Raw genomic sequence first — 23,610 nt, forward strand, 5'->3', positions numbered from 1 at the left:
GTGGGGGGTTATGGCGTGGGCAATGCAGTGTTCCCCGCGAAAGCGGGGATGATCCCGGGAATACACCACCCTAAGAAAGGAACAGCGGCGTGTTCCCCGCGAAAGCGGGGATGATCCCGGTGGACACCTCTACACCGGCGCGGTACATACAGTGTTCCCCGCGAAAGCGGGGATGATCCGCCCCGGGGGTGAAAGCATGAATCACTAGAACTGGTGTTCCCCGCGAAAGCGGGGATGATCCGCGGATGCCTGAGGTGATGGCCGCAGCGCAGACGCGTGTTCCCCGCGAAAGCGGGGATGATCCCAGACATCCCTCATCGCGCGGTATCTCGTCTGGAGTGTTCCCCGCGAAAGCGGGGATGATCCCGTCCGAGAGGCCGCGCTTGACGGGTACAAAATCGTGTTCCCCGCGAAAGCGGGGATGATCCTAAGTGGTGCGTTGCTGTAGTCCGTTTGGCCCCCGTGTTCCCGCGAAAGCGGGGATGATCCCCGAACATTAACCAGATAGCGGAAGCGGTAGACGGTGTTCCCCGCGAAAGCGGGGATGATCCTAAGTGGTGCGTTGCTGTAGTCCGTTTGGCCCCCGTGTTCCCGCGAAAGCGGGGATGATCCCCGAACATTAACCAGATAGCGGAAGCGGTAGACGGTGTTCCCCGCGAAAGCGGGGATGATCCGAGGTGGTGGCCGCATATCAGGCGGAGCACCCCAGTGTTCCCCGCGAAAGCGGGGATGATCCTGGCGTCGAGCCAGGCGGGGCGGGGTGACTTTTGTGTTCCTCGCGAAAGCGGGGATGATCCGTGGCTCTGCACGCTGCCCCTTCCCCAACTTGAGGTGTTCCCCGCGAATGCGGAGATGATCTGTAGAAGGCGTAGTTACCTAGCTCGCTAAGGGGATTGTTTCCTGCGAAAATGAACATGAATCGACATTATATTAGTTGTATTGAGAATTGTTGTAGAAAATATCTTAACTAAACGTTATAGATAGTATTTAACATCTTTATGGGATAATGAATAAGCTCGCGCTATAGCTGAAATGATTCTTACCGATGCCTTTGAGTGGGACCGGTTCCAATCAGCATTTGAATAGCTGTGTTGGCTCCATAGCATGCCGGCGATGTATGGATGCGAGCTGCTGAAATACCTTGTACAGTAGTCCGCGGACGGATTATAAACTACGGTTTTTCCCCGCGTGAGTGAGGATGATCCATTGATGATTATGATCCATCCGGTGTTCCCCACGCGAGTGGGGATGATCCTCCTTCTGGATAGCCTCGACCGCTTTTAACCCCCGATGTTCCCCGCGCGAATGAGGTTTGAAAACAGGATTGCGCTGAAGCACAGGCCCGCCTTCGCTGGCCTCGATCTATGAGGCTCGTGGAGGCGGGTCTGCGCGTGTGGGGCCTTCGTGGCTGCTGAGTATGGCCAGGTAAATAACGACCATGATCGCCAGGACGAGGACTACCACCAAGGCGGTAACTAGGGAGAAAAAACCGATTATGCCGAAAAAGATGGATATTACGAGAGGAGCCACCGGGCTGCGGTACCCGCATTCGAAGCAGTTATGCAGTGTGCACCTAGGTCTTATACGGGGCCAGGGCGTAGTGTGCTGAGGGTACCGAAAAACGTACCCGGGGATGAGCATGAGTAGGGAACCGATAAAAGTGATAATTGTCCAGGTAGTTTGCATCATTACTAAGCCCGGTAGATGGAACTTCCTGGAGTAAAAGGCGTCGACGTGGGATTGGCCCTGTGGTTCGGAAACCGTTACACACCGCAACATGGCATTGAAGGTCATGTAGAGAGGGCAGGCGAAGATGAATAGTGCGAGGAGTGTGAGGTTGAGCCTTTGCACGGCTTTGGGATTGTGGGGCGCATAGCTGACGTCGGTGGCGGTGGCGAAAAAGAAAGAACGCGCAGACTAACGCAACGCCGAGCACAGAAAGGAAAGCAGCGTGATGCCTAGCCACTGCATGGATTTGTCGGCGAAGGTGCGCTAGGCAACGCCGAAAACCTGGCTGATCTGGAAACATTCCCGAGAGTTGCTGCTACTGGAGCATGGGTCCGTGGGGTAGGTGCCTGGTTCTTGGACGTAATATGCCTGGGTGAAGTCCCATTGGTACTTGTTGGATCTGAGAGAGGGGAAGGGCACGTTGCTGTGCTTGCCCATGGCGGTATGGGCTACGCCCTGTAGGAGAAAGATTAAACCCGCCTACTCGCGCCCTGTACCTAAGGGGCATGGCAGGCGGGTTTGTGTGCGCTCGCGGGATGAAACCTGGGACCGTGGTTCCTTCGTTTCCGGGGGATGACCCCGGGGTTTTAGTAGTGGGTGGGGTAGTTGGTGCCGAAGGGATCTTCAGTTTCGTCCATGAAGGCGGGGCGTTCGTGGAGGCTGAGCATCGCGAGGTAGATGCAGATCATGGCGACAAGGGGAAGGATCAGCGGCAGCAAGATGACGGTGGCGCCGCCAATGCCGCCGAGGACTGCGGTCGTGATAGTGACGAGGAAGATCGCTAGGGGGTTGCGGGCGCCGGTTTGAATCGCTGCTTTAAGGGCCTGTATGGGGCCGCGTTCAGGTCGCAGGAAGTAGTGGGCGGCGGCGACCGTGGTGCAGATGGCGATGAGGACGCCGGGAATAAGCAGCAGGATTAACCCGAGGAGAACCGCCAAGAAGGTTAGGATCTGCAGGCCGAGCAGCCCAAAGAAGTGGATGTCTTTGAAGGTGAAGATATCCGTAAATCGCAGGGTTTTGCCGCGCATGGCGGCGACCGCGGCGCGGTAAAGCATAGCGCTAAAGAGTATGCCGATCAGGGCGCTAAGGAGGCTGACTCCCACCAGGAGTGAGAGCTGACCGCCGGTGAGGGCGGCATCCTCGTTGACGATGGTGGGGTCGCCGATATCGGAGCTGATGAGCAAGATGGTGGGCAAGAGCAACGCCAGTGTGGTGACGAAGCTGAAGACCAGATACAGTGCGCCGAATCCGAGCCACGGCAGTGGGGAACGCGAGAAGGTTCGCCAGGCGGTGCCGAAAGCATCGAAGATGCTGAAGTTCGGGATCTTTTGGGGTTCTTCAGCTAATTGTTGGGGTTGCGCGGTGCCGCTGAAACCATTACCGGCGGGGTGCCCGTAATTTTCCCAGCTACTACCGGGGTAGCCACCTCCGGGGTAGCTACCTCCTGGGTAGCCGCCACCGGGGTAAGAACCTCCTGGGTAACCTCCGCCTGGGTAGGCGCCGGGATCTTGGGGAGCCTGCGGGGAGTACGGTTCTTCCGCATCCCAGTCCTCATCCAGCGGGCGGCCCCAGGAGTCGTACTTGCCGGCAGCTGCTGCGGAATCCCACGGGGTATCCGGGGTGCTGGGGAAAGGCTTCGGGGCGGGGTCGCTTTGAGCGGCGTGCTTGCCTGCGGAGGGTTCTTTGGGTTCTTCGGCCTCGGGCTCTGGGGCCGCGGACCCTGGGGCCTCGTGCTTGGGTCGCTCGAAGTCCCCGTACTCACGGGGTTCTTGGGAGGGCTCGAAAGGTTCCTGGACATCCTCAGAAAACTTTCCGTCCTTCGGATCCATCGGGTCCTTCGGGTCCTTCGGGTCCTTGGGATCCTGATTATTCGGGTCCATGAGAGGTCAAGCACATCCTTAATAAGGTAACTGGAGGTCTTTTATCCACACTGTATGGCGAGGGTGCAAGGAACCGCTAAATAAAAGAGCAGTTGTTATGCAAACTTAATCACGATAGTGCGGTCGCTTATTTGGGGAAACCAACAAAGCGGGTGGTTAAGACCGGTTCATCACGAGAAAGGGCCATGCCTTCCCAGGGCAAGGTGACCAACTCGTTGGCGAGATAAGCGCGAGATTCCTCCAAGGTGGGAAGACCTTCCAGCGCCTCACCATCACGCATGAGTGGGGTGGTCAGCTGCACGGACTTGAGGGTGCCGACCTCTGGTGGTTCCGCGGCGAAGGGGAAGACAAGCTCTTCAATCGCAGTGCCAGAAGCGCGGTAGGTGCGCATGGCACGTTTGGCGCCACCAACAGTGGATTTGCCGCGGGAACGCTTGGCAACAGGGTGACCATCAACCTCGACAAGCTTATAAACCATGCCGGGTGTGGGGGTGCCCGAACCGGTGACTACGGAGGTTCCCACACCATAAACATCGACGGGGTCGCCGCGAAGACCGGCGATGGTGAACTCATCGAGATCAGAAGAGACCACGATCTTGGTGTTATAGGCGCCGAGATCATCAAGTTGTTTACGCACGCGGCGGGTAATGGCGCCGAGGTCACCGGAGTCGATACGCACGCCACCAAGTTCCGGGCCTGCCACCTTAATGGCGGTTTCCACACCGTGGGTGATGTCGTAGGTATCGACTAGGAGGGTGGTGTTGGTGCCGAAGGCATCGACTTGGGCTTGGAAAGCGGCTTCCTCATTGGGGGAGCCATCTTCATTGACATGCAGCAAGGTCCAGGCATGCGCGCTGGTGCCGGTGGCGGGAATGCCGTAGCGGTAATTGGCCTCCAAATTAGAGGTGGCCGTGAAACCAGCTAAATACGCCGCGCGGGAAGCGGTGACCGCGGAATATTCATGGGTGCGGCGCGATCCCATCTCGATGATGGGGCGGCCATCGGCGGCGGTGACCATGCGGGCAGCGGCGGTGGCGATGGCGGAATCGGCGTTCATAATCGACAAAATGACGGTCTCTAGGACCACGCATTCTGCGAAGGTGCCGCGCACCGTAAGAAGTGGGGAATAAGGGAAGTAGAGGGAGCCTTCTTTGAAGCCATCGATATGACCGGAGAAGCGATAATTGCGTAAGTATTCGCGGGTTTGGTCATTGAGGAAATCGAGGCTATCGAGTTGGTCCTCGGTAAACACATAATCTTTGACGGCTTGAAGCACCCGGGCGGTACCAGCCACCACACCGTAGCGGCGTTCATTGGGGAGCTTGCGGCCGAATACCTCGAAAGCGCATTGGCGGTTGGCGGTGCCATCAGCTAATGCGGCTTGGAGCATGGTCAGCTCATATTTATCAGTGAGTAACGAGGTGGAGCGTCGCCCACCGCATTGGGATTTCATATCAGTCACAGCACCCAACTCTAATGGAGGAGCAGGATAGAGGGCGGCTTGCTAGAGGCGACTCGCGCCATAAAACAGAGCAGGTGTGGCAGGCGGGGGCCGCGAGCATGCCGGGGGAGCGGGCGTGGCGTGGGTAGGAGTGCGGGACTCGGGTGAAGCAAAAAACTAGCGCGGTGACTAGGCTGTGTGCCATGAATTGGCCTGGAGAGAATTCGCGCGGAGTGCGGTTGCAGGGCTCGCCGATGGCGACCCCGGAGCTGGAAGAGGACGTTGTTGTTGATGTCGCGACCAGTGAAAACCTGCCATGGGTGTGCATTGTTTGGGATGATCCGGTCAACCTGATGAGTTATGTGACCTATGTGTTTCAGACGGTGTTGGGGTATAGCCGGAAACGCGCTACGGAACTCATGATGCAGGTGCATACCGAGGGGAAAGCCGTGGTGTCTTCGGGGGAGCGTGACAAGGTGGAAGGCGATGTGAAGAAGCTGCACACCGCCGGATTGTGGGCGACGATGCAGCAGGCAGGTTAAGGAGAAAAGATGCAAGCGTGGCGCAAGAAGAAGGGCCTGATGCGGGGGGTTAAATACACCTGCGTTTTTGAGCCGATGGAGCGCGAAGTGTTGGGGAATTTGGCATCCACGGTGGCAGAGGCGTTGATTGCGAGGGCGCAGTCGGCACCCAAAGATGAGCTCGCGGAGATGACGGGGATGCCTTCGGGGCATAAGGAAGCACCAAGGGATCCTTCGTTGGCGCGTTTGTTGCCAGATTTTGAGCGTGCGGAGGACCAGGAATTTGAAGGCGATAATGCCTTATTGCGGTCTTTGCATGAGACCGATATTTGCCGGCAGAAGCTGATGAATTTGCAGGCCATTACGCAGGCCTTGGGCCCGGATGGTGGGGTGGAAGTGACCATTGAGGAAGCGGATGCGCATGCTTGGTTGCAGGGCTTAAATGACTTACGTTTGTACTTGGCCGCCGGTGAGGTGGAAGGCGGGGAGGAAGTACAAGAAGAACGCCATATGTTGGTGGAGTGGTTGGCCTATAACCAGGATTCCTTGTTGAACGCCATGATGGGTGGCTAGGTATCGCAGATTGTGGGTTGCTGGCTAGGGTGTAGCTAAAGCACAACGAGCCCTAGGTCTGAGGTAAGCAATGACATTCCGCGATAAAGATGCGAAGAACCCATATTCGGATGGACGTGGGGTGTCTGGGCTACCTGGAGGGAGCCTTCCCGGAGGCAGTTTGCCCGGAGGCAGTTTGCCCGGGGCGGGGTTGCCCGGGGCGGGGTTGCCGCCGAGTTATATCCCAGGAAGCCCCGCGAGCCGCTGGAACCAACCACCAGCACCACCTCTGAAAACCCGGGCGAAAAGTAATTTCCGCCGCGGCATGACCTTCGCGGTTGGCTATGTGGTGGTGATTTGGGCGGTCCACATCGTGAACTTCTTGACCCTGGGGACTGCCGGACAGATCGGTGGCATTCACCCCTGGGATCCGATGAGTTTCCTAACAATCTTCACCGCACCGCTTTTCCACGTGAACTTTGGGCACCTGATGGGTAATACCGTGCCGGGAGCGATCTTTGCCTTCTTTATTGGGCTTTCCGGTGGTCGGGTGTTCTGGGAAGTCACGATCTTCTCGGTGATTGTGTCTGGCCTGGGTGTGTGGTTTTTTGGTGGGGTGGGGACTACGCACTTGGGTGCTTCCGGGGTGATCTATGGCTGGTTGACCTACCTGATTGTGCGTGGGCTTTTTAATCGCAGTGGTGGGCAAATTGCGCTGGGGTTGATCCTGGGCTTTGTTTACTCCGGGTTGATTTGGGGCGTATTTCCCACCACCTATGGGGTGAGCTGGCAGGCACACCTTTTTGGTGCGATCGGTGGGTTCTTAGCCGGCATGCTGATTACCTCTGATGATCCGCCGGCGTTGAAGGCCGCCCGTGAGCGTAAGAAATTAGAGAAGCTGCGTCGCCAGCAATTGGGGCGATAAATGGTGAGTGCTGTGAATAATAAGAAGGATTCTGCTGTGCCTGAGGCTGCTGGCGGTGAGGTTGCCGCACCGGGAGAGGCTGTGGTTCCTGACGCGACGGCACCGATTGGGATTTTTGATTCCGGGGTAGGCGGGCTGACCGTAGCCCGCGCAATTATGGAGCAGCTACCGGAAGAGTCCTTAATTTATATCGGCGATACCGCACATAGCCCCTATGGGCCGTTGCCCATTGCACGCGTGCGCGAACTAGCCATGAGCATTGCTGATGAGCTGGTGGCACGTGGCTGCAAAATGCTGGTGATTGCCTGTAATACTGCGACCGCAGCCTTTTTACATGATGCCCGCGAACGCTATGACATTCCGGTAGTAGAGGTGATCCGCCCGGCGGTACGCCGTGCGATGGCAACCACCCGTAATGGCAAGATTGGCGTAATTGGAACCACCGGCACGATTAATTCCGCGGTTTATCAGGACATGTTTAATGTCAACCCCGATGTGGAAGTGTATGCCCAAGCCTGCCCACCTTTTGTGGACTTTGTGGAACGCGGAATAACCTCTGGTCGGCAAATTCTTGGGGTAGTCAGTGGTTATGTACAACCCCTCCAAGAAGCAGGGGTAGATACCCTAGTGCTTGGGTGCACCCACTATCCACTACTATCCGGGGTCATTCAATTAGCGATCGGCGATCACGTCACCTTGGTCTCGAGTGCGGAAGAAACCGTGAAAGATGTGATGCGGGAATTAGCAGCTCGCGATTTATTAGCCGAACCAGGCGATGGGCACCCTGTGGTGAGAAGCTTCGAAACCACTGGTGACCCGGAGGTTTTCGCCTTATTGGCGAAGCGTTTCCTGAGCCCTGATCTAGGTGAGGTGCAGAGGCGCACACCAGGAACTTCGGGAACTCCCGGAACTTAAAACCCTTGTGGGAAGTGGCCTTGGGGCGAAAGAGTTTTATCGCTGGCAGTTAATGCAGGGTTGGCAGTAGGTACGTTTTAGTGTGTTGGTTCTAGGAAAATAGAAAATCGAGGGAAGACGTGGGAGGATAACTCCATGAAGTTGAGCATCCTTGGCAGCTCGGGAAGCCTGGGCGCCCCCGGGAACCCGGCCTCTGGGTACCTGCTTTCAGGCTCCCTCGCGGACGCACGCCCTTTGCTGCTGGATATCGGGCCTGGGGTGCTTGCCGCGATGCAGGTAACCATCAACCCCGCCGATGTTCATGTGTTGCTCAGCCACCTTCATGCCGACCACTGCTTAGATTTTCCCAGTTTGCTGGTATGGCGGCGCTATCACCCGACTTTGTTTGCGCGAGAGAAGTGCTACTTTTTAGGGCCCAAGAACGCACCGGTGCATCTGGGGCGGCTAAGTGCCGATGACCCAGAAGGCGTGGATGATGTCAGCGATACCTTCATCTTCAACGCACACCAAGCCCATGTGCCGGTGGAATTGGAGGGCTACCGCGTTACCCCCTTCCCGGCAGTGCACCCCATTGAGGCTTATTCTTTAAGAGTTGAAGAGATCGCCACCGGCCAGGTGGTGGCCTATTCAGGTGATACCGCGTGGACTGATGAGTTGGTGGAATGCGCCCGCGATGCGGACCTATTCCTCTGCGAAGCCACCTGGGGTGAAAGTTGTGAAGGCAAAGCCCCCGATATGCATATTTGTGGGGTAGAAGCTGGCCGCGCGGCCCGGCTTGCTGGAGTGAAGCATTTGGTACTCATCCATATTCCCCCGTGGGTGGATGCGCACCGCGTGGTGGAGGCAGCGCGTCAAGAATATGAAGGCCCAATTACCTTAGGGCTTCCCGGTACCGCGGTTGAGGTAACGGCTTAAACGCGGGTTCAAGCAGGCTTCGGGGTAGCCTGGTCTGCATGACTAATTCTGAGTTCACCCGTGCCGATGGGCGCGCCACTGACCAACTTCGCAGCGTTCGTATCACCCGCGGCTTTACCTCCAACCCGGCCGGCAGCGTGCTGGTGGAGTTCGGCAACACCCGCGTGATGTGCACCGCCAGCGTGGAAGAAGGGGTGCCGCGCTTTAAGCGTGACTCTGGTGAAGGCTGGTTAACCGCGGAGTACTCTATGCTCCCGGCCGCCACCCATGAGCGCATGCCACGTGAATCCATGCGCGGCAAGGTCAAGGGCCGCACCCATGAAATATCCCGCCTAGTTGGCCGGAGCCTGCGTGCCGCAGTGGATCTTTCCCAACTCGGCGAAAACACCATTCAACTCGATTGCGATGTACTCCAAGCTGATGGCGGTACCCGCACTGCTGCGATCACCGGTGCTTATGTTGCCTTGGCTGATGCCATTGCGGTGCTTAAGAAACGCGGTGTGGTTCCCGGTGAACCGCTACGCGCCCCGGTGGCTGCTGTGTCGGTGGGTGTGATTGATGGGCATGTGTGCCTGGATCTTCCCTATGAGGAGGATTCCCGCGCCGAGGTGGATATGAATGTGGTGATGACTGAAGAGGGGCGCTTCGTGGAAATCCAGGGCACTGGTGAGCACGCTGAGTTTGACCGCGATCAGCTCAATGAATTGTTGGATGTGGCGACTAAGGGTTGTAAGGAACTCATCGCCGCCCAAAAAGCTGCGCTGGAAGGCTAAAGCAGTGAAGTTGTTGGTCGCCTCGAATAACCCGAAGAAGCTTAAAGAGCTACAAACCATCCTGGATAAAGCTGAGGTCACCGACGTGGAGTTGGTGTCTTTAAAGGATGTGGAACCTTACCCGGAACCGGTTGAAGATGGGTTGAGCTTTGAAGAGAATGCACTCCTTAAAGCCCGCGAAGGTGCGGTTCGCACTGGGCTTGCCACCATTAGTGATGACTCCGGTTTAGCGGTCGAAGCTATGAATGGTTGCCCCGGGATTTTCTCGGCACGCTGGGCTGGTGGGCATGGTGATGATGAGGCGAATAATCAGCTGCTCTTAGCGCAGCTTGCTGATGTACGTGATGAAGCGCGAAAAGCGGCCTTCGTGAGTGTCTGTGCGTTGGTGAGCCCGGATGGGCAGGCAGTGGTCTCTGAAGGCCGCTGGGAGGGGTTCTTATTACGTGAACCCCGGGGTGAGAATGGGTTTGGGTATGACCCGTTATTCTTGCCGGCGGAGGAATACCGCGGATCTTTGGATGAGGGGCGCTCCTCGGCGCAATTAAGTGCCGAGGAAAAGAATGCGCTTTCTCATCGTGGCCGTGCCTTAGCTGGGTTGGTCGATCCGATCCGTGTGCTTTCTCAGGGCATGCCAGGCCAACCATATACCGGGCAATAAAATCATGACCTGAATGATGGCTGCACCAAGTGTGGAATCCGGAACAATGCCACCGGGGGTAGCCGGTGGCAACAATACTTCACCGAAGCTGGACAAGAAATCTACCAGTCCGTGAATCAGAGCGACGACCCAAATATTGCCTGAAATGTAGTACGCAGTGCCAAGGATAATGCCTGCAGCAATAGCATAAATAATTTGGCTTAACGTCGCGATCTTGAGATGCGGTTGACCGATCAGATTCGTCACATGCATCACACCGAAGATGATCGATGCCCAGACGATTGACCACCACACAGAGCGGCCAGTGCGTCGTGCCTGGAAAAGGAGGATGTTCTGGATGAAGCCGCGGCAGAGTATTTCCTCGAATAAACCGATGAGCAGATTAACGATAATCACCGTTAGCAATGTCCCAAGGCTAGGAATTACCAACTGTTTTCCTTGTGCCCCGAGCAAAGCAAGAAGAAGCACTGCCAAGGCTACGAACAGGAGATACCAAGCGGGGCTGAGATGATCTTTGAGAGATGCTTGCCCAGAAGGCCTTAGCTTGGGGAGTAAACCGGTTGCCCATACGAGGAAAACAACAAGTGCGATGGGGGCCAGGTAGGCCAGAGCCATACGCGGTGAATGCGTGGTGGTGGCGTGGAAAACAGTGACGCTGAGATAGAGCGTGAATAAGGCCGCTACAGCGCCGAGAATAGCCAGTGTCCAGGCTCCCGCACTGGTGGGAAGGAAACGGCGCAATGGGTATTTAGTGTGCTGTTGGGTTGAGAGCACGAGAGTTGGGGTGCCTTTCTAGGTACTCATGAGGAAACTAACGTTGACAACCATGAAGTCTAAAAACAGTTTCTGAAAGACTCCTGGACAATGTCTACGAGGAAAACTGGGTATTGGCTGGGTATTCGCCTATAAGTACTTTTGGCGCGGCAAGCGTACGGGAGACAGTAAGTAGGGGCAATAAACGCTGCCTGGGACGCGGGATTCGAGGAAAGCAAAACGCACCTACGGCCCTTGTGGGGTCGGTAGGTGAGCGTGTGGAGTATGAAGTTAGCTGAGTTGGAAGCGCTCCTTAACTTCACGGCGGCGCCAAGCTTCAACGAAGAAGGAAAGGAAGGGAACGACACCGGCGATGACGGTAGTGAACCAGGTGATGGGTTGCCAGCGGGCTTTGATGCCGAGGTTAACTGAGGCGACCAGATAAGCCATATAGGCCCAGCCATGGACGATGGCGACGATGGTGGCCCAGCTGGGTAGATCCAATTTTAAGATGTACTGCATGATCATGCGCATGCAGAGTAGGAGTAGCATCACACCGGTAATCCACGCGGTGGCGGAGAAGATTTTCAGGGCGATTGCGACGCGATGCTGGCGCTCCGGGTGTGGGGCACGAGGCGTGGCTGCTACTGATGCCTGCGGGGTTGCTTTGTGGGTGGGAGTATTCTCGGGCGTCGTGCTCACATTTATCACTTTCTTAGATGCCAAACTGCTGAGAGGTCTCGGCTGCTTAGTCTAGGTGGCGTCAGCGGTAGGAGTGTCATCGGGAGTCTCGGGGTGTTTGGGATTCTTCGCTAATTCGCTGGAACCGCGGCGCTGGACATTGAGTTCATTGAATTGTTCAACATCCAAGCTGGGGCGTTCGGGGAGGAAATCATCCAAGAGCGCGGAGAATTCCTCTTCTTGGGAACGCCTCGGGGATTTTGGTTCGGCGTGCGGGTCTGGGGTGGTGAGGCCCAGTTCCTCATTTTCCAGCTCGATGGCTTCGTTTTCGTACTGCAGGTATTTGCGGTAGGCGATGACGAAGAAGGCGCCAAACATGGGCCATTGGAGGGCGTACCCGAGGTTTTGGAAGGTGCCAGATCCGGAGCGGAAGCGGCTCCACTGCCACCAGGCTAGGGCGATGGTGCAGCAGACCGCGAGGATAAGGAAGAGAACGTGGCCGACTTTGACGCGTTTGAGTTCCTTGGGTTTGAGCGCGGGGTCCGGGGCTGGCTGCGCTGCTGGTTGCGTTTCTGGCTGCGCTGGCGGTTGCGTGTTCGGTGTTTCGGAGTCGTTGGTTTGATCTGCGGCCATGTTTTTGGGTGCCGTCGATTTCCTTTGGGGGGTATCTGCTGGGGGCTCCACTGGTCGTTGATCACTCACGATGCCTAGGATACCCAGCCGATTAGGTACCTGCCGTCACCTATGTCGTAGAATCATCTTCGCTAGCTACACCCTGCGGTGTGCTGCACGCCCGTGGCGGAACTGGTAGACGCGCTGGATTTAGGTTCCAGTGTCTTGCGACGTGGGGGTTCGAGTCCCCCCGGGCGTACCAGATACATGATCACCCTCGGTTCCCCGAGCTGCTTGAATGCGGTTGGGGAGCTGAGGGTGATTGTGTTTGCTGCGGGTTGGGGTGTGCGGGGTGCCTGCCGGGTTGGGGTAGCGGCGGTGTTGGAGGCGCTGAGGTCACCTGCAGTGGGCTGAGGGGCATTCCCAGGATGTGTGCTCGCGGTTGGTCGCCACTATGTTCGTGACTATTTCCGCGGAGTGTGAACGTTGTACCGATTATTGTGCTGTAATATAGGGATCATCGGCTAGCGACTAGTCACGTTCTCCCATGCGGAAAGGAGAAGGCAATGAGCAACATCGGTGCACGCATGACAACGCTGATGTACGACGATAAAAGAGTTGAGCGGGGGCAAACCCGACTGCTGCTGTACTTTTCGCGTGCGCAGATTACTTTCCTGGCTATTGAGCCCACCAAGTATTTCTTTGGTGCGCGGCCGTTTCACGGCGAGGACTTATTCATCCTGATTGGTACTGCGGTGTTTGTGGTTCTTTCCACGTATTTTGCGGCGCGCCGATTCGAGAAGGGCTTCTTCTACCGCAGTGCTGCAGTCGGGGTGCTGGTGTTCCTCATCGCTTGTGTCTTCCACAACCCGATTGGTCGCATCGTGGCAGGGATAATCGGTCTTTGTTCTGCGTTAGTTGAAGACTCGAGACATTACCTCAAAAGAACGTAGCGCGCTGAGTATCTTCGCCAGTGCCAGGCGATAAGGCTATGAGGGGCCTCGGGGAAGGCGTTAGCCGACATAGCTGCCGGCCGGGGGTGGGGGAGCGTGCGCTGCGTGCTGGTGTTGAAAAGTCGATCCGGTTGTTAGGAGATACCGAGGTGAGCAAGCAGGTGCTGCGTAAAAGCCTCTGCTTGGCGGTAGGGGAGTTGCTGTGAACCATCCGCAATCTCATGTAGGTGCGCATTGGGGATGAGCTGTGAGAGTTTCTGGGCCGCTTTGATACTGAAGTGGTCATGATCTCCATACAGGATGGTGGTGGGTGCCTGAATCTGTGGCAGCTTCGACTCAATATCCACTTTGGTTACCGCATCCAGCACGTTCTGCAGCTGGGCTTTGCTGAGCCCTTCGGGGCAGATCAACTTTGCGGGGAGGGGAGTGCATCATGAGCGATTGGGTGGCCATGAGCATCTGCGGTGGAGTGGCTTGCGGGGCGGATAGACACAGCGAAGTGACGAGCTCTGGATGTTCCAGGGGCAACTGCAAAGTGGTGACAGCCCCTAGGGCATGGCCAACAATATGCGTGGGCTCTGGGCCTAACTCGCCGGCTATCTCGGTGGCTGCGTCATGAACACTCGACCCGTTTTCTCAAAGGTGTGGGCCAAAGAGGGAAGGGGTGATGACCTCAAAACGATGGGCATGCAGCATATTGGCCAGCGGAATCCAGTTCTGGGGTGATTCGCCTAAGACATGAAGGAATGCAATGCGTTGGGTCATGGCAGTCCTGTCTACAGCGGGGGTACCCTTCCGCACACTCGCGACACACACAAAGTGGTGTGACCAAGGTCGCTTTTGGGGCCTTGAAGGGGTTTGCGAACCCCGGTCACATGATCTCGGGAAGCAAAGAAAGAAGCGAATAGTTTTGTCGAAAATAATACCTGAACTGCGATTTGTTTCTGCGTGTTAGCCGACTGCGGTGAAGATACTACCTACACTGAGAAGAATCTTTGGGAAGCCCCACCGCTTTCGTTCGTTGGTGACGGTCGGTGAAAGATGACGCTTTCCTCATGATTTTGTGGCATATTAGGCACTCAAAACCTTTTAGAGGTCGGGCCTTCGCATGCCCGAAGAACATCACCCTATTGACCCACCCCAGGAGCGAAAACGTCGTGAGTGACCAGCATAAAGCTTTGAATCCCGAACAGCCGCGCCTCAACCAACGCCTGCTTGAGGAAGGCGCCGGCTTCGCGCTGGCATACGCCGGACAAGGCCAACCATGGCTGAGCACATTAGCCGATAACCTGCATGCTTCCACCGAAGTACACGACGCTGTTGCCATGGCCGTGAAAGGCGCAAACGCCATGGTCCAACCGGTAGCAGATGAACTAGCCGCCGCACGGCCAGAGGGATTTAAGCCCGTTGCGTGGGCTGAAGAACGCATTGACGCCCCCACGGATGAGTACCAGCCCGCGTACTCCGTGCCGGGAATTACCGTCGCCCAAATGGCTGTGACCTATGCGCTGCGCGCCCAAGGTTTGCCGACCGAAGCCGCGAAAGCCGTGATTGCGCACTCCCAGGGTGTGTTGGCGGCCTACCCGATGCAGGGCCGCTGCGATGATGCCACCGCCATTGCACTGGCGGAATTAATTGGTGTGGCGATGACCCGACAGGGCCGGATCAGCGGATTGATTGCCGGTAATGGTGCTGCTGGAATCTCCCCGATGGTGGCTATCGGTGGGGTGAGCAAGGACATTGTTGAATACGCCATCGCGAAGGCCAAGGTGAGCTCCGTGGTGGGCCTGGTGAACTCCCGCGAAGATGTGGTGATGGTGGGGCGCCCCGCCGATAACGCCACCGTGATTCGCCTGCTGAAGGCGCAATCAGCCAAGGAACAAAAGGAACTGGATGATAAACGTCGCGGCGGCACTGCATTAAACCCGCGCTTTACCCAGCTTGAGGTGCGCGCCGGGTTCCATCACCCGGATATGCAGGCCGGCGCTGACCAGGTGGTGCAGTGGGCTGAGCGCTGCGGTATTGATATCGAGCTGGCACGTGATGCCGCACAAGCCGTGATGGTGACCCCGGTGGATTGGCCACGTGAGATCGCTGCGGTGGTGGATGCGGGTGCCACTTGGGTGCTGGACCTAGGCCCGGGGCGTGGCGTGCAATCTTTGACTGCGAAGATTTTGCGCGGGCGTGGCGTGGGCTCCCTGGCGGTAGCTGATAGTGAAGGTCAAGCGGATCTTTTTGATGCCGGCCGTAAGCTGAAAGAACCGCTGGATTATTCCGAATACCTGCCGAAGGTTGTGGATGTTCACGGGCAGAAGCGCCTGCGCACCAAGTTCACTGAACTGACGGGGCAAAGCCCAATGCTTTTGGCCGGTATGACTCCGACGACCGTGGATGCGGAGATTGTGGCCGCGGCTGCGAACTCCGGGCACTGGGCGGAGCTCGCTGGTGGTGGGCAGGTGCGCCAAAATATTTTGGAGCGCTCCATTGAGAAGCTGAGCGGTCTTTTGGATGAGGGTGTATCTGCCAGCTTCAATGCCATGTTCTTGGATCCGAAGCTGTGGGGCCTGCATATTGGTGGCCGCAAGCTGGTGCAAAAAGCCCGCCAAGCGGGTGCCCCGATTGATTCTATTGTGGTTTCCGCAGGTATGCCGGAACCGGAAGAAGCTGAGCTGCTGCTAGCTGAATTAGAGGCCAATGGTTTTAACCACGTGGCCTTCAAGCCGGGTGCGGTTAATCAGATTCGCCGAGTGTTGGCGTTGGCGGATCGCGTGCCGGAAACCCCGATCATTATGCAGGTTGAAGGTGGTAAGGCTGGTGGCCACCACTCCTGGGAGGACCTAGATGACCTGCTGATTGCCACTTATGAGGACATTCGCCGCCGCCCGAATGTGGTGCTGTGTGTCGGTGGTGGCATTGGTACCCCAGAACGTGCCGCTGATTACCTGACCGGCCAGTGGGCGAAGCCTTATGCGCTGCCGTTGATGCCCGTTGATGGCATTTTGATTGGCACCGCGGCGATGGCCGCGAAGGAAGCGAAGACCTCCCCGCAGGTCAAACGTGCCCTGGTAGAAGCTCAGGGTGACCCCAACGCGTGGGTGCCGGCTGGCCGCGCAGTGCACGGGGTGGCTTCTGGGCGTTCGCAGCTTGGTGCGGATATCCACGAAATTGAGAACTCCTTTGCCAAGGCTGGCCGCCTGCTTGATGAGGTAGCCGGTGATGCTGAGGCCGTGGCGAAGCGCCGCGAAGAAATCATTGCCGCGATTAATAAGACCTGCAAGCCCTACTTCGGGGATGTTCAGACCATGTCTTATGCGCAGCTAATCCGCCGCTACCTGGAGCTTTCTGGCCCCTATGATGCCGAAGCTGCCGCTGCCGTGGAACTACCCGAAGAAGACCACGGTTGGGTCAACCGCGCCTGGTTCACACGCTTTGCGGAGCTCATTGAACGAACCGAAGCACGCCTGAGCCCAGTGGACTCCGGTGAGTTCGACGCCCAGGTAGAAACCCGGATTGATAAGGACCCCCAAGAAACCCTGCAGGAACTCCTGGCCGCCTACCCGGCTGCCGAGGACCAAGTCCTGCACCCGGCAGATGTGGATTGGTTCTATGCGCTGTGCGTAAGCTCCGGTAAGCCGGTGAACTTCGTGCCGGTGATTGATAAGGATGTGCGTCGCCGCTGGCGTTCCGATTCCCTCTGGCAAGCCCATGACCCGCGCTATGAAGCAGATGAAGTGTGCATCATCCCCGGACCAGCCGCGGTTGCTGGGATCACCAAGATGGATGAGCCGATCGCTGAACTGCTGGGCCGCTTCGACCAAGCCAGCATTGAGCGGATCCTAGAAAGCGGTGCCGAGGTCAGCGAAGACCGTACCCCGGTGATCCGCCAGATCCTTAATGCCCGCACCACCGAATGGGCTGGCCGCCAACAACGCAGCCTGATTCATCGCCTGGGTGCACCAGAAACCTGGGAAGAAAAGGGCGAAGGCTTCTACCACCCCGAAAGCGGCGCCACCCTGGAGTCCTCTGCAAGCGGTGCGATGCTGAACGTTCCGCTGACCGATGGCGAATTGAAGGTTCCTTATCGCCTGAGTGCTGGCGCGCCGGGTGGAGTAGTGCCGACGGTATCTGCGCATGACGCCGAAGAATCCATGGCAGCACTGACCAAGGTGGCTGCCGGTGGGCAGCTCGCCGAGGCCAATGGGTTAAAGGCACATTGGGAAACCCAGATCCAGGCCGCCAAGCTGGCCGACTATGCGACCGTGACCACCGGGCATCTTGGTAGCAACACGGTGCATGTGGATGCTGATCAACTCACCCCGGATGTGCTGGTTGGTTATGCCTGGCCGGCGATCTTCTCTGCGGTACGCGCTAGTGGTGCTGTGGAAGGCATGCTCTCTTTGGTGCACTTGGATCACCAGATAGCCGTGGAAGAAGACCTTGATGGCCTCAGCGATGGCATTACCTTAGTCATCGACGCCGAAGCCCAAGAACCGGTGGATACCGAGATGGGCCGCGTAGTGATGGTGAAAGCCACCATCAACGCCCGCCACAAGACCATCGCCACCTTGAAGGAACGCTTCTTGGTGCGTGGCCGCACCGGTACCGACCCGATGCCGCAATGGGCCGATGAAGCAACATCCGAAAACACCGCTACCGACACCCCGCGTAGCTTCCGCGCCGCAACCACAGTTCAGGCACCACGCAGCATGCGTTCCTTCGCCATCGTTAGTGGCGACCGCAACCCCATCCACGTGGACCAGGCTGCCGCGGCACTAGCGGGCCTGGGTGAACCCATTGTGCATGGCATGTGGACCAGTGCGATCGCCCAGATTGTGGCTGCCGCCGGCTATGAAGGTGAAGAAACCACCACCGCCCCCGGCGTGGTGAAGGAATGGTCCGCCTCCATGATCGCCCCGGTTCTGCCCGGCGCGACCGTGGATATTCAGGTGGATCGCATCGGGGTGGATTCCCGCCCCGGCTATGGTGAGATCCGCAATGTGACTGCCACGGTGGATGGTCAGCCAGTGCTTTCGGCTACCGCCACGATGGCCGCCCCGGTTACCTTCTATGCCTTCCCCGGGCAGGGTATTCAATCCCAGGGCATGGGGATGGCTTCGCGGGCATCGTCCGCAGCTGCGCGTGCGGTGTGGGATCGTGCGGATAAGCACACCCGCGAGAAGTTGGGGTTCTCGGTGCTGCATATTGTGCAGGACAACCCGCAGGATGTGTGGGTGGATGGTGAAAAATTCTCGCACCCCGATGGTGTGCTGTATTTAACCCAGTTCACGCAGGTCGCCATGGCTACCCTGGGTGTTGCTCAAGTAGCGGAGATGGAAGAAGCCGGGGTGATGGAGGATCACTCCTACTTCGCCGGGCACTCCGTTGGTGAATATGATGCGCTTTCTGCTTACTCCGGGGTGCTTTCCCTGGAGAGTGTGGTGGAGATTGTGTACCGCCGAGGGCTGACCATGCACCGCTTGGTGGAGCGCGATGAAAATGGGCTTTCCACCTACGGGTTGGCGGCACTTCGCCCGAACAAGATGGGGCTTAGCGAAGATGAAGTCTTTGACTATGTCACCGAAATGTCGGAAAAGTGCGGCGAGTTCCTTGAGATCGTCAACTACAACATTGCTGGTGTGCAATATGCGGTGGCAGGCACCGTTAAGGGGCTTAGCGCTATGCAAGCTGATGTGGAAAAGCGCGCGCCGGGACAGCGCGCCTATATCCGAATCCCGGGTATTGATGTGCCCTTCCACTCCTCGAAGCTGCGCGATGGTGTGGGTGATTTCCGCGAGCACCTGAATGCCTTGTTGCCGGAAACCTTCAACCTGGATCGCCTGATTGGCCGATATATCCCGAACTTGGTGGCCCGCCCCTTCGAGCTGAGCTATGAGTTCGTGGAGTCCATGACCGAAGTGGTGGACTCGGAGATCATCAATGGCATCTTGGAGAACTTCGAGGAAGCCTCGAAGGATGAGCATGTCTTGGCCCGCACCATTTTGGTGGAGCTTTTGGCCTGGCAGTTCGCCTCCCCGGTGCGCTGGATTGAAACCCAAGCACTTGCTCTGGAAGACCTGGGTGTGCAGCGCTTCATCGAAGTGGGTGTGGGTGATTCTCCGACGATCGCCAATATGATGGGCCAGACTTTGCGTCTGCCGCGCTATGCCGGGCACCCCATTGAGGTGCTCAATGTGGAGCGCGATCGCCCGGTGGTCTTCGCCAGCGATGAGATTTCCCGTGCCCTACCGGAAGTCGATGCTGAAGCAGAAGGCACGGATGTGCAGGCAAGTGTCTCGGCGGCGGATTCCTCCACGGCAGAGGCTTCGGCCGCAGCACCTGCAGCTGCCCCGGCCGCTGCCACAACCGCGCCCGCTGCCTCAGCGCCCGCGGCTACGGGTGGGGCTCGCCCAGATGATCTGCTGCTGAGTGCCGGCGAAGCCACCGAAATGTTGATCGCCGTGTGGACCAAGGTCCGCCCGGATCAAATGACGCCTACTGATTCCATTGAAACCCTGGTAGAAGGTGTGTCTTCTCGCCGCAACCAGCTGCTGCTGGACCTGGGCGTGGAATTCGGTTTGGGTGCCATCGATGGTGCCGCTGATGCCGCCCTAGAAGACCTCAAGGCACAGGTCGCTGGCCTCGCCCGCGGCTATAAAGCCTTCGGCCCGGTACTCGGTGAAGCAAGTGCTGATGCGCTGCGTCGCCTGACCGGCCCGACCGGTAAGAAGCCCACCTATATCCGCGAACGTGTCACCGGCACCTGGGAGCTTGGTGAAGGCTGGGCCGACCAGGTCACCGCCGCATTGGTGTTGGGTACCCGCGAGGGCGCTTCTCTTCGTGGTGGGGAGCTAGCAACCTTGCAGCCGGCTAACCCCAGCAAGGCCGCTGATCTGGATGAGCTCATTGATGCCGCTGTGCAGGCTGTGGCCGCGCAACACGGTGTGAGCGTTTCCCTTCCCAGCGCCGGTGGTGGTGCTGGTGGGGCAGTGGTGGATTCCGCAGCCCTTAATGAGTTCGCAGAAAACCTCACCGGCAAGGACGGCATCCTCGCCCAAACTGCCCGTGATCTGCTCGAACGCCTCGGCCTGCAGGATCAAGCTGATGCCCTGGTGGATGCTGGTGCAGATGATCGCGCCATCGTTGCGCTGGTGGAACGCGAACTGGGTGCTGATTGGCCCAAGCAGGTTGCCCCCAGCTTCAACCCCGATAAGGCAGTGCTGCTGGATGACCGTTGGGCTTCCGCACGTGAAGATCTCTCCCGCGCGGTGTTGAACTCCACCACCGATGACCTGGATCTTCACGGTGCTGGGGAAGCTGTCGCAGCTCAAGCGGAGTACCTCGGCTACCCCGAGCTAGCAGCCCAAGCCCGCAATGAAGAACCCCTGCGCTATAGCGCTGATACGGCGGTAGTTACCGGTGGTTCCCCGAACTCCATTGCCGCTAGCATCATTGCGCAGCTTCTTCATGGTGGTGCCACCGTTGTGGCCACCACCAGCTCGCTGAACCATAAGCGCCTGGAGTTCTACAAGAAGCTTTATGCCAACAACGCCCGCGGTAATGCGGCACTCTGGGTCGCCCCGGCGAACCTGAGCAGCTATGAAGACCTCGACAACCTGGTTGAGTGGATCGGCAATGAACAAACCGCCACCGTCAACGGGGCGAAGAAGGTTTTGAAGAAACCGCTAATCCCCACGCTGCTCTTCCCCTTCGCCGCACCCGGTGTTAGCGGCTCGGTCGATGATGCCGGCCCGCAAGCTGAATCCCAGATGCGCCTCCTGCTCTGGTCCGTGGAACGCCTGGTGGCTGGGCTATCCCATATTGGTTCCGATGTTTCTGTCGGCCACCGCCTGCACGTGGTGCTGCCGGGTTCTCCGAACCGTGGCCGCTTCGGCGGTGACGGTGCCTATGGTGAATCCAAGGCCGCCCTGGATGCCCTGGTGACCCGCTGGAAGGCGGAGCAACCCGGTTGGGGTGAACGCACCAGCTTGGTGCACGCCCATATCGGTTGGATCCGCGGCACTGGCCTGATGGGCCATAATGATGTGCTCGTTGATGAAGTGGAAAAGGCCGGTGTGCGCACCTTCTCCACTGAAGAAATCACTGAGAAGCTGCTCAGCCAAGCAACCCCAGAGGTTCGCAACCAAGCAGCCCAAGCCCCCATCACCGTGGACTACACCGGTGGCCTGGCTGAAGCTGAGCTGAACCTGCCAGAACTGGCTCGCACCGCGCGCGAAAAGGCTGAAGCCAGCGACGCCGCTGAGGCATCAACTACCACCCCGCGCACCATCGCTGCACTGCCGAGTATCCGCCAACCCCTTCAGTGGACCAACCCCACCTTCCAGCCGGTACAGCGAAGCCTCGACGACATGGTTGTCATGGTTGGTGTGGGTGAACTTAGTCCGCTGGGATCCTCGCGTACCCGCTTTGAAGTGGAATTAGGCGATACCCTCAGCGCCGCTGGTGTCACCGAACTTGCCTGGTCCATGGGGCTTATTAGCTACGAAGATGGTGCCTGGCGCGATAGCGATGGGGAAGAGGTTCCCGAAACCGAGATCCGGGAACGCTACCTGGATGAAGTTATGGCAAAAATTGGTGTCCGCCAATTCCACGATGACTTCCACATGGTCGATAACCTCGCCCCGGAACTCACCCAGGTGTACCTCGACCGCGACCTCACCTTCGCCGCCGCGGATGAAGCAGAAGCACGCAGCTTCCTCGAAGCGGAACCGGACACCACCCGCATTGCCTTCGATGGAGATACTGAGGAATGGTTGGTCACTCGCACCGCCGGTGCCGCAGTGCGCGTCCCACGCCGCGTGGTGATGACCCGCTTCGTTGGTGGCCAAATCCCCGAAGGCTTCGACCCTGCTGTGTGGGGTATCCCCGCCGATATGATCGACAACCTCGATCGAGTCGCCGTGTGGAACCTCGTGTGCACCGTGGATGCCTTCTTAAGCTCCGGGTTCAGCCCCGCCGATATCCTCGGCGCGGTTCACCCCGGTCGCGTGAGCTCCACCCAAGGCACCGGTATGGGTGGCGTGCAGTCCATGCGCTCGCTCTACATTGATGGCCTATTGGCAGAACCACGCGCCAATGACATCCTCCAAGAAGCCCTCCCCAACGTGGTGGCAGCACATGTCATGCAGTCCTATGTGGGCGGCTATGGCCAAATGATCCACCCGGTTGCCGCCTGCGCCACCGCCGCAGTGTCGGTGGAAGAAGGCAGCGACAAAATCCGCCTAGGTAAAGCCGACTTCGTGGTCGCTGGTGGTATTGATGACCTTTCCATCGAAGGCATCACCGGCTTCGGCGATATGGCAGCTACCGCGGATTCCGCAGAAATGCGGGCCAAGGGCATTGATGATCGCTACTTCTCCCGCGCCAATGATCGTCGCCGCGGTGGCTTCATTGAATCCGAAGGTGGCGGCACCGTATTGCTGGCCCGCGGCAGCTTCGCGGCGGACTACAACCTGCCTGTTCTGGCGGTTGTCGGTTATGCCGAATCCTTCGCCGATGGTGCCCACACCTCCATCCCCGCACCAGGTCTTGGTGCCCTGGGCGCTGCCCGTGGTGGCCAGCACTCCGGCTTGGGCCGCTCCCTTGCAGCACTAGGCCTGAACGCCGATGACATTGCGGTGATCTCCAAGCACGACACCTCCACCACCGCCAATGATCCGAATGAATCGGATCTCCATGAGCGCATCGCCGGTGCCCTTGGGCGAAGTGATGGTAACCCGCTGTACGTCATCTCCCAAAAGACCATCACCGGTCACGCTAAAGGTGGCGCCGCAGCCTTCCAGCTCGGCGGATTGGCACAGGTACTGCGCTGCGGCACCATCCCCGCCAACCGCTCACTGGATTGCGTGGACCCGGTACTGCGCAAGCACCAGCACCTCGTGTGGTTGCGCCAACCGTTGGCCTTAAGTGGTGCGCTGACCCCGAAGGCTGGTTTGGTTACTTCTCTGGGCTTCGGCCATGTCTCGGCGCTGATCATGCTGGCACACCCCGGTGTCTTCCTCACCGCGCTTGCCCAGGAACGTGGCTGCGAGGCCGCAGAAGCCTGGCAGGCTGCCGCCCGCGGCAAGGAATACCGTGGCTTGCAACTCATCTTGGGTGGCATGCACCAGGTCAACCCGCTCTACCAGCGCCCGCAGGACCGTCACCTAGGTGGTACTGATGATGCCGCTAAGGAACGCGAAGCAGCAGTGCTTCTCGACGACCGCGCCCGCCTGGTTGATGGCATCCTCACCATCCCTGAGGAGGAAGAGCAGGCCTAAACACACATGAGGTTGCGCGAGTAGGG

Annotated in this window: 16 protein-coding genes and 1 tRNA gene; 10 read left to right on the forward strand and 7 right to left on the reverse strand. The window is 58.3% G+C overall.

What is annotated here, in order from left to right; genetic code table 11:
• Positions 1–2,315: 2,315 nt before the first annotated feature.
• Entirely contained in the window at positions 2,316–3,608 is a 1,293-nt protein-coding gene (locus BMZ01_RS11090) for a hypothetical protein (RefSeq protein ID WP_092283874.1), read from the reverse strand.
• A 127-nt stretch (positions 3,609–3,735) separates the two neighbouring features.
• Positions 3,736–5,061, reverse strand: a complete 1,326-nt coding sequence (locus BMZ01_RS01845; RefSeq protein WP_092283876.1) for a nicotinate phosphoribosyltransferase — start codon at positions 5,059–5,061, stop codon at positions 3,736–3,738.
• A 191-nt stretch (positions 5,062–5,252) separates the two neighbouring features.
• On the opposite strand from BMZ01_RS01845, the gene clpS reads away from it, so the two are divergent.
• The 7 genes from clpS to rdgB all read left to right on the forward strand — a co-directional run bounded on the left by clpS (position 5,253) and on the right by rdgB (position 10,308).
• Entirely contained in the window at positions 5,253–5,591 is a 339-nt protein-coding gene (gene clpS, locus BMZ01_RS01850; RefSeq protein WP_092284201.1) for an ATP-dependent Clp protease adapter ClpS, read from the forward strand.
• A gap of 9 nt (positions 5,592–5,600) precedes the next feature.
• The gene (locus tag BMZ01_RS01855; protein ID WP_092283878.1) at positions 5,601–6,143 is read left to right on the forward strand and encodes a DUF2017 domain-containing protein; all 543 of its coding nucleotides are present in this window, start codon (positions 5,601–5,603) and stop codon (positions 6,141–6,143) included.
• Positions 6,144–6,447: 304 nt separating this feature from the next.
• The gene (locus BMZ01_RS01860; protein WP_092283880.1) at positions 6,448–7,047 is read left to right on the forward strand and encodes a rhomboid family intramembrane serine protease; all 600 of its coding nucleotides are present in this window, start codon (positions 6,448–6,450) and stop codon (positions 7,045–7,047) included.
• 81 nt (positions 7,048–7,128) lie between these two features.
• Entirely contained in the window at positions 7,129–7,962 is an 834-nt protein-coding gene (gene murI, locus BMZ01_RS01865) for a glutamate racemase (RefSeq protein ID WP_223845988.1), read from the forward strand.
• 135 nt (positions 7,963–8,097) lie between these two features.
• On the forward strand, positions 8,098–8,877 hold the full coding sequence (locus BMZ01_RS01870) for an MBL fold metallo-hydrolase (protein WP_092283884.1): 780 nt from the start codon (positions 8,098–8,100) through the stop codon (positions 8,875–8,877).
• A 38-nt stretch (positions 8,878–8,915) separates the two neighbouring features.
• Entirely contained in the window at positions 8,916–9,650 is a 735-nt protein-coding gene (gene rph, locus BMZ01_RS01875) for a ribonuclease PH (protein WP_092283886.1), read from the forward strand.
• A gap of 4 nt (positions 9,651–9,654) precedes the next feature.
• Positions 9,655–10,308 carry an RdgB/HAM1 family non-canonical purine NTP pyrophosphatase gene (gene rdgB, locus BMZ01_RS01880; protein ID WP_092283888.1) on the forward strand — a complete coding sequence of 218 codons (654 nt, stop codon included), beginning with the start codon at positions 9,655–9,657 and terminating at the stop codon, positions 10,306–10,308.
• On the opposite strand, the gene BMZ01_RS01885 is transcribed toward rdgB, so the two are convergent.
• The 3 genes from BMZ01_RS01885 to BMZ01_RS01895 all read right to left on the reverse strand — a co-directional run bounded on the left by BMZ01_RS01885 (position 10,237) and on the right by BMZ01_RS01895 (position 12,375).
• Complete coding sequence (locus BMZ01_RS01885; protein ID WP_092283890.1) at positions 10,237–11,082, reverse strand: CPBP family intramembrane glutamic endopeptidase; 846 nt, start codon at positions 11,080–11,082, stop codon at positions 10,237–10,239. The two genes, rdgB and BMZ01_RS01885, sit on opposite strands and share 72 nt — an antisense overlap.
• Before the next feature lie 270 nt (positions 11,083–11,352).
• On the reverse strand, positions 11,353–11,658 hold the full coding sequence (locus tag BMZ01_RS01890; protein WP_223845989.1) for a DUF3817 domain-containing protein: 306 nt from the start codon (positions 11,656–11,658) through the stop codon (positions 11,353–11,355).
• Positions 11,659–11,814: 156 nt separating this feature from the next.
• Positions 11,815–12,375, reverse strand: coding sequence for a hypothetical protein (locus tag BMZ01_RS01895; protein ID WP_223845990.1), 561 nt, complete (start codon positions 12,373–12,375; stop codon positions 11,815–11,817).
• Between the two features lie 156 nt (positions 12,376–12,531).
• Between BMZ01_RS01895 and BMZ01_RS01900 the strand changes: the two genes are divergently transcribed.
• Positions 12,532–12,616 (forward strand) — tRNA-Leu (locus tag BMZ01_RS01900).
• A gap of 304 nt (positions 12,617–12,920) precedes the next feature.
• Complete coding sequence (locus tag BMZ01_RS01905; protein WP_092283892.1) at positions 12,921–13,307, forward strand: hypothetical protein; 387 nt, start codon at positions 12,921–12,923, stop codon at positions 13,305–13,307.
• A gap of 134 nt (positions 13,308–13,441) precedes the next feature.
• Here the strand turns inward: BMZ01_RS01905 and BMZ01_RS01910 are convergent, their stop codons facing one another.
• Together BMZ01_RS01910 and BMZ01_RS11440 are read right to left on the reverse strand one after the other, a co-directional pair.
• Positions 13,442–13,717 (reverse strand): alpha/beta fold hydrolase, encoded by a 276-nt coding sequence (locus tag BMZ01_RS01910; RefSeq protein WP_092283894.1) that lies wholly within the window; start codon positions 13,715–13,717, stop codon positions 13,442–13,444.
• 226 nt (positions 13,718–13,943) lie between these two features.
• On the reverse strand, positions 13,944–14,072 hold the full coding sequence (locus BMZ01_RS11440; protein WP_263364373.1) for a hypothetical protein: 129 nt from the start codon (positions 14,070–14,072) through the stop codon (positions 13,944–13,946).
• A gap of 413 nt (positions 14,073–14,485) precedes the next feature.
• On the opposite strand from BMZ01_RS11440, the gene BMZ01_RS01915 reads away from it, so the two are divergent.
• On the forward strand, positions 14,486–23,584 hold the full coding sequence (locus BMZ01_RS01915) for a type I polyketide synthase (protein WP_244887562.1): 9,099 nt from the start codon (positions 14,486–14,488) through the stop codon (positions 23,582–23,584).
• Positions 23,585–23,610: the final 26 nt, after the last annotated feature.

Origin of the sequence: Corynebacterium spheniscorum (assembly GCF_900113445.1) — a bacterium.
Lineage (GTDB): Bacteria > Actinomycetota > Actinomycetes > Mycobacteriales > Mycobacteriaceae > Corynebacterium > Corynebacterium spheniscorum.

Coding starts and splice junctions, on each gene's coding strand:
- BMZ01_RS11090 (WP_092283874.1), bottom strand. CDS start 3,608: ATGGACCCGAATAATCAGGATCCCAAGGACCCGAAGGACCCGAAGGAC.
- BMZ01_RS01845 (WP_092283876.1), bottom strand. CDS start 5,061: ATGAAATCCCAATGCGGTGGGCGACGCTCCACCTCGTTACTCACTGAT.
- clpS (WP_092284201.1), top strand. CDS start 5,253: ATGAATTGGCCTGGAGAGAATTCGCGCGGAGTGCGGTTGCAGGGCTCG.
- BMZ01_RS01855 (WP_092283878.1), top strand. CDS start 5,601: ATGCAAGCGTGGCGCAAGAAGAAGGGCCTGATGCGGGGGGTTAAATAC.
- BMZ01_RS01860 (WP_092283880.1), top strand. CDS start 6,448: ATGACCTTCGCGGTTGGCTATGTGGTGGTGATTTGGGCGGTCCACATC.
- BMZ01_RS01870 (WP_092283884.1), top strand. CDS start 8,098: ATGAAGTTGAGCATCCTTGGCAGCTCGGGAAGCCTGGGCGCCCCCGGG.
- rph (WP_092283886.1), top strand. CDS start 8,916: ATGACTAATTCTGAGTTCACCCGTGCCGATGGGCGCGCCACTGACCAA.
- BMZ01_RS01895 (WP_223845990.1), bottom strand. CDS start 12,375: ATGGCCGCAGATCAAACCAACGACTCCGAAACACCGAACACGCAACCG.
- BMZ01_RS01905 (WP_092283892.1), top strand. CDS start 12,921: ATGAGCAACATCGGTGCACGCATGACAACGCTGATGTACGACGATAAA.
- BMZ01_RS11440 (WP_263364373.1), bottom strand. CDS start 14,072: ATGACCCAACGCATTGCATTCCTTCATGTCTTAGGCGAATCACCCCAG.